This is a genomic window from Paenarthrobacter sp. NPDC057355, assembly GCF_042667405.1.
Taxonomy (GTDB): Bacteria; Actinomycetota; Actinomycetes; order Actinomycetales; family Micrococcaceae; genus Arthrobacter.
Genome location: NZ_JBHVAL010000013.1, coordinates 1 through 6,792 on the forward strand (window position 1 = coordinate 1; position 6,792 = coordinate 6,792).

Here is a 6,792-nt window from a genome sequence, read left to right on the forward strand (position 1 = left end):
ACCGGAAATAACGGCAAGAACATGGCTGCACAAAATTCGAAACCAGCTGAAAACCAGCCCACCACACACGGGGGTGCATGACAGAACTGGCATAATTCAACCAATCAAAAAACAATCGGTATCAACAAACTTGGCACACTATTGAGTTCTCAAACAACAGACACTACCGGCACCACCACCAACCCCACAGGGCCACTGGATCGCTCCGAAGCAACTTTTCAAACTTACCCGAACCAGCCGCTCAAAGCAAACCAAACCCCGGGCCTCCCCAACCAACCAGAAGCACACAAAAGCACCACCGGAACCGGTAATTTGAAGGGAGTCGGTCGCCATGATTCCGCATCAGCGGCGGCGACTCGAATAACTTTACACGCGCCCCACCCCCACACCAAATCCACCCAAACCCCACCCAAAAACCCCGCAAACACAAGGCAAACCCCGCCAAAACAGCGGACGAAACACCCAAAACACCCAAAAACCCACCCCGTGAAGCCCATCACACACCAACCCAACCAACCCAACCACCGCCGTCGAACACCCACCGAGCGAGCGAACCCACCAAACCCCGGGAACATGCACGAGCGAACCCACCAAACCCCGGGAACATGAGCGAGCGACCAGCCCAAACCCCGGGAACGTGAGCGAGGGTCCTTAAACACAAAAAGGGCCGGCAACCATAACGGTTGCCGGCCCCTTCAGGGCTTCACATCAGGGTGTCCTAGGCGGAAACCTCGATGGTGGCCAGGTTCTTCTTGCCCCTGCGGAGGAGCAAATAGCGGCCGTGAAGCAGCTGGTCCTGATCGATGACGGTGTCGGGGTCTGAAATCTTGGCGTTGTTCACGTAGGCACCACCTTCGCCAACGGTGCGGCGTGCGGCGGACTTGCTGTCGGAAAGACCCGAGGCGACGAGGAGGTCGATGATGCCCAACGAATCGCTGCCGATCTTCGCGGACGGAAGCTCTGCAGTGGCTGCGGCGAGCGTCGGCTCATCGAGCACGGACAGGTCACCGTTACCGAAGACAGCCGCGGAGGCAGCAATCACCTTCTCGGTTGCCTCGACTCCGTGGACCAGCGAGGTCACTTCGTACGCAAGCTTCTTCTGGCCTTCACGGGCAAACGGGCGCTCAGCCACGGACTCCCCCAAAGCTTCGATCTCGGCACGGGAAAGGAACGTGAACACCTTGAGCCGGTCCACCACGTCAGCATCGGCCGTGTTCAACCAGAACTGGTAGAACGTGTACGGGCTGCACATTTCCGGGTCCAACCAGATGGCGTTGCCCTCGGACTTGCCGAACTTGGTGCCGTCGGAGTTGGTGATCAGCGGCGTTCCCAGGGCATGAACGCTCTTGCCCTCCACCTTGCGGATGAGCTCGGTTCCGCTGGTGAGGTTGCCCCACTGGTCCGAACCGCCGGTCTGCAGCGCACAACCGTAGTCGCGGAAAAGCTGAAGGTAGTCCATACCTTGCAGGATCTGGTAGCTGAACTCGGTGTAGCTGATGCCCTCGTCCGAGTTCAGGCGCGAAGCCACGGCATCCTTGCGCAACATGGTGCCCACGCGGAAGTGCTTACCGATCTCCCGGAGGAAGTCGATGGCGCTCAGCGGAGCAGTCCAGTCAAGGTTGTTCACCATGCGCGCTGCGTTGTCGCCCTCAAAGCTGAGGAAGCGACGCACCTGGCCCTGCAGGTAGCCCACCCACTCCGTCACGGTTTCCTTGGTGTTCAAGGTGCGTTCCGCCGTCGGACGCGGGTCGCCAATGAGGCCGGTGGAGCCGCCCACCAAGCCGAGTGGCTTGTGGCCGGCTAACTGGAGGCGACGCATCAGCAACAACTGCACGAGGTTGCCCAGGTGCAGCGACGGCGCAGTGGGATCGAAGCCACAGTAATACGTGATCGGGTCCGCGGCGAGCAGTTTTTCCAGTTCAGTTTCATCAGTGGAAACGTGGACCAGGCCGCGCCATTTGAGCTCCTGCCAGATGTTGGCAAAGGCTGGATCGTTGTGCTGGGACTCGATGTTGTTTACGTGTGACACGAGATCTAAGTTAGCAGGGTTGCGGGTGCCGGTTTGCCTAGCGCTCGATGCCGGCTGGCACGGGTGCCCCCGCAATGAGGCGCAGCCGCTGCGTGGCACGCGTCATCGCAACGTAGAGGTCGCCTACCTTGCCGTGCTCGTGGTTGAGCATGGCAGCCGGTTCCAGGACTACAACGCCGTCGAATTCCAGCCCCTTCGCTTCCTTGGGACTGATCACCACGATGTCCTGCTCATAGCTGCCTGCACCGGCGCCGATACGGTGTCCGTAGACCTCCTTGAGCGCGGTGGTTGCCTGGGGCAGCAAGGGACCGTCGGCAATGACGGCCAGCAGGCCGCCGTCGATCGCTTCCAGTTCTTCCGGCAGGACTTCAACCAGGCGCTGCACTATGCCCTCAGCGTCCACGCGGTCGATGATCGGCGACCATTTGCCCTCACGCACGGCCTTCGGTGCCGAGACCACGAGCCCTGCCCGGTTGGCCATGCGGACTGCGGCCTCAGCAATCTGGCTGGGCGTGCGGTAGTTGACCGTCAGCTCCTCCAGCGTCCAGCGGTCACCGAACGACGGCGCCAGCGCGCTTTGCCACGAATTGGCACCAGCTGCTGCACTCGTTTGCGCGATGTCGCCGACGATGGTGAAGGACTTCAGCGGGCAGCGGCGCACCAGGAGCCGCCACTGCATGGGCGAAAGTTCCTGGGCCTCGTCAACCACGATGTGTCCGAATGCCCACGACCGGTCGCTCGTGGCGCGCTCGGCGGCCGTGAGGCGGCTTTCGCGCTCCTGGTTCTGTTCTGCGAGTTCTTCGGCCGTGACCAAGACATCGACGCCCATGGAAGCCATGTTGACCAGGGTCTGCTTGGCGTTGGCGAGGTCGCGCGCCCGGTCAGCTTCCTGCTGGGCAAGTCCCCTGCCGGCTGCCGGATCCAGCTCACCGAGGAGCTCGGCGGCCTCGTCCAGCAGCGGAACGTCCGCCTCGGTCCAGGGCGCGTCAACAGGCCGCTGGAGCAACGAACGCTGTTCCGGAGTCAGGTGCGGCGTGCAGGCTTCAAGGATGGCAGGCTTGCTGAAGAGCTCCGAGATGAGCTTCTCCGGCGTCATCGGCATCCAGCACAGGTTCAGCGCGATGCGGACATCGCGGGCGGAACGGACGTCCTCGGCAAGGTAGGCGCGGTCGGCATTGTTGCCGATGTTCGATTCCTCGACCAGGTCCGTCAATTGTTCCGTGAGTTCACGAAGGAGGATCTTCACGAACGTGAGTCGTGCCTCGTTGTGCGGCTTGCCCGTGGCGCGCGCCTTTTCACGGGCGCGGCGGACCTGGCGCACAGTTAGGGTCAGCTTCCGCGAATCCACTTCCAGAACGCGGTCTTCGGCCGGCGTACGCTGCCGGTTGGCCACAGCGTTGGCCACGACCTTTGCCATGTCCAGTTTGCCCTTGAGCGCCGCGACATCGGCGTTTTCTTCGGGCACGGCGTGGATACCTGGCATCAGGCGGCCCAGGCTGGCCATGACCACACCTGTCTCGCCCAGGGAAGGCAGCACACGCTCGATGTAATGCATGAAGGACGACGACGGGCCTACCAGCAGCACACCCGCGCTCTTGAGCCGCTCGCGGTGGGTGTACAGCAGGTAAGCAGCGCGGTGCAGGGCAACAGCGGTCTTGCCGGTGCCCGGACCACCCTGGACCACAAGGGCTCCGGAGATGGACGAGCGGATGATCCGGTCCTGTTCGGACTGGATGGTGCCTACGATGTCCGACATGCGGCCTGTGCGCTTGGAGTTCAATGCCGCCAGCAGGGCGCCCTCGCCCTGCAGCGAGTCGTTGTCTGCGAGCATCCCTGCATCCAGGACGTCGTCCTCAATGGCCTTGACGTCACGACCCTGAAGAATCAGGTGCCGACGACGACGCACGCCCTGCCGGTCAAAGGCGGTCGCCTGGTAGAAATGGCCCGCTTCGGGAGCGCGCCAGTCCACCATGAGGCGCTGGAGATCGGCCGTGGACAGCCCGATGCGGCCGATGTACTGTGCTTCGCCCGAATCAAGATCCAAGCGGCCAAAAACCAAGCGGTCGTCGACGGCGTCGAGCTGGGCCAGGCGGTCCTCGTACAGTGCCGCGAACGCATCGCGCTCTGAGACGTTCTGCATGGTTCCCACCGCGCCCGCCTTGCGCACCTGCGCCAGCTGGGCGCGCTTTTCGGCGCGCAGCTCATCGAGCCGGGCGTAGAGCCCGGCAACGTATTCCTGCTCGTGGACCAAATCAGCGTCGTGCATCGAACCGTAACCCCTATCGCAAAAGACAGACCTACCATTCTACAGCGATTTTGGTAAACGTGTGGGGTACAACCTCCCCGACGGATCACATTAGGGAGCGATGGAACTTTTCCGGGGCCGGGCCGCTTTGTACCTGGACACCGTGGGGTCGTCCTCGATCCAGAAACGCCACGGATAGTCGGTGGTTCCGCCAGGCCCCGCCACTCCAACTCGAGGGCCACTGACGACGGCAGGTGCGGGAGACTCCGGCAACCACAGGTGGAACGGCTCGGCGAGCGCGTCACGGCCGGTGTCCGCCGTCGTGAGCCCCAAGGCGGAAGCGAGCCGTGCCGGGCCGCTGGCCAGATCCTTGGGTGCTTTGGAAGCCGGCCGCCGTAACGTGGCGAGGCCTTCGCCGTCGACAATCTCGCCGGCCCTCAGAAGCAAGGCCGAAGCTTTGCCCTCCGGGCCACAAACCAGGTTCGCGCAGTAGTGCATGCCGTAGGTGAAGTAGACGTACAAGAACCCCGCTGGCCCGAACATCGGCGCATTGCGGGCCGTGGGACCGCCGAAAGTGTGTGAGCCAGGGTCCGGGTGTTCGGAGTCCCGCGGGCCCATGTAGGCTTCCACCTCCGTCAACCGCACCGAAACCGGGCCTGCGTCCGAGTGGTGCGTCAGGACGGCCCCCAGGATGAGCGGCGCAACGACGCGTGCGTCTCCCTCAAGAAACGTGCGCACTGCATCGGGGTCGCTGACCCCATTTTCCGCTGACCAACCCATGTCCTCGACCCTAGCAAAACACCATCAACGGCCATGTCCGATTTCCGCTAGAAGTCTCCTCCTGCGGCTGGAAGGATGAACCCATGGACTTCTGGCAGCGCTACAAGGCGATCGACGCCCGCGACACCCGCTTCGATGGCCAATTCTTCACGGCGGTCAGTACCACGGGCATCTACTGCCGGCCATCGTGCCCGGCCCGCACGCCAAAAGCCGAGAACGTCACCTTCTACGAAACCTCTGCCGCCGCGCACGAGGCAGGGTACCGCGCGTGCAAGCGTTGCCTGCCCGAGGCCGTACCGGGGACCCCGGCTTGGAATCTGCGCTCGGACGTCGCCGGGCGCGCCATGCGCTTGATCAACGACGGCGTAATCACCCGCGAAGGAGTCGACGGGCTGGCCCGTCGGTTGGGCTACTCGGCACGGCAGCTCAACCGCATCCTGGGGCACGAATTGGGAGCAGGACCGCTGTCTCTGGCGCGGGCCAGCAGGGCCCAGACGGCCAGGACACTGCTGGTCTCCACCGACATGCCGCTCGCGGACGTGGCCTTCGCCTCGGGGTTCAACAGCATCCGGCAATTCAACGACACAATGGGCGAGGTCTTCGCCATGACCCCGACGGCGGTGCGGGCCACGGCGGTTCGGGGCACGGCCGTCCGGGCAGCGGCTTCCGCTCCGGGGGCGGCACCCGCCACGCTGACACTTAACCTGCCGTATCGGGAACCGTTCGACCCCGGGATCTTCGACTTCCTGGCGGTTCGTGCGGTACCGGGCATCGAAGCGGCTGAAGATGGAACTGACGGAACCGCCCCCGGCACACTCACGTACCGCCGAACTTTGCGGCTCCCGCGCGGTACGGCGTCGTTCACCGTCACCTACAGCCCGTCTTTGCCTGGCAAACCAATGCGTTTGACCGCCTCAGCTGTGGACCTGCATGACCTTCCTGCACTGTTGAGCCGGGTGCGGAGGCTCTTCGACCTCGATGCGGATCCGCAGGCGATCGATAGTGCCCTTGCGCTGGATCCCCGGCTCTCTGAGAGCATCAGGGCCATCGCCGGAATCAGGGTTCCTGGGGCAGTTGATCCACAGGAGCTGCTGATCCGGGCGATGATCGGGCAACAGATCACGGTCGCTGCGGCCCGGACTGCCCTGACGCAGTTGTCAGTGGCAGGGTCACGCGCAGAAGGCACCGTGTCCGGTCCGGACCGGCTGTTTCCGACGGCGGCAGAAATCGCCGAACACGGTCGCGCGCTGCTGCGGGGACCGCAGCGCCGGATCGACTCCATCATTGCCGTGGCCGAAGCGATGGCTTCAGAGGCTCTCGAATTCGGTTACGGGGACGACCTCGAAAGCCTCGGACGCAAGCTTCTTCCCCTGACCGGGGTGGGTCCGTGGACAGTCGGCTACGTGGCCATGAGGGTACTTGGCGCGCCGGATGTCTTTCTCGCCAACGACGCCGCCGTGCGTAACGGCGTCAAGGCGCTGCCCGCCGGCCTCGGGCTCAGCGCCGATTTCCGGGAAGTGAGTCCCTGGCGCTCATACGCCACGATGCACTTGTGGCGGGCAGCCGCCAAGCGCTGACCCTCGTTCACATCCCCCCACCTTCCACCCAACCCTTGTTCACATCCCGGGGCGATCCACCCACCCCTCGCTCACATCCCCCGACCTTCCACCCAACCCTCGTCCACATCCCGATGCGCCCCCGGCGTCGAACGGCTACCGCGCAACGACGGAACGTGAGC

General features: G+C 63.8%; 4 protein-coding genes. 1 reads left to right on the top strand and 3 read right to left on the bottom strand.

All coding sequences use genetic code 11. From position 1 onward, the window contains the following. Positions 1-718: 718 nt before the first annotated feature. From tyrS to ACFUOZ_RS14335, 3 genes are all read right to left on the bottom strand, one after another. The gene (gene tyrS / locus ACFUOZ_RS14325; protein WP_377549261.1) at positions 719-2,029 is read right to left on the bottom strand and encodes a tyrosine--tRNA ligase; all 1,311 of its coding nucleotides are present in this window, start codon (positions 2,027-2,029) and stop codon (positions 719-721) included. 37 nt (positions 2,030-2,066) lie between these two features. After that, positions 2,067-4,295: a HelD family protein gene (locus tag ACFUOZ_RS14330; RefSeq protein WP_377549263.1), complete on the bottom strand. Its 2,229-nt coding sequence runs from the start codon at positions 4,293-4,295 to the stop codon at positions 2,067-2,069. Between the two features lie 90 nt (positions 4,296-4,385). After that, on the bottom strand, positions 4,386-5,054 hold the full coding sequence (locus ACFUOZ_RS14335; protein WP_377549265.1) for a DNA-3-methyladenine glycosylase: 669 nt from the start codon (positions 5,052-5,054) through the stop codon (positions 4,386-4,388). An 83-nt stretch (positions 5,055-5,137) separates the two neighbouring features. Here ACFUOZ_RS14335 and ACFUOZ_RS14340 point away from each other — a divergent pair, with 83 nt between their 5' ends. After that, positions 5,138-6,631 carry an AlkA N-terminal domain-containing protein gene (locus tag ACFUOZ_RS14340; protein WP_377549267.1) on the top strand — a complete coding sequence of 498 codons (1,494 nt, stop codon included), beginning with the start codon at positions 5,138-5,140 and terminating at the stop codon, positions 6,629-6,631. Positions 6,632-6,792: the final 161 nt, after the last annotated feature.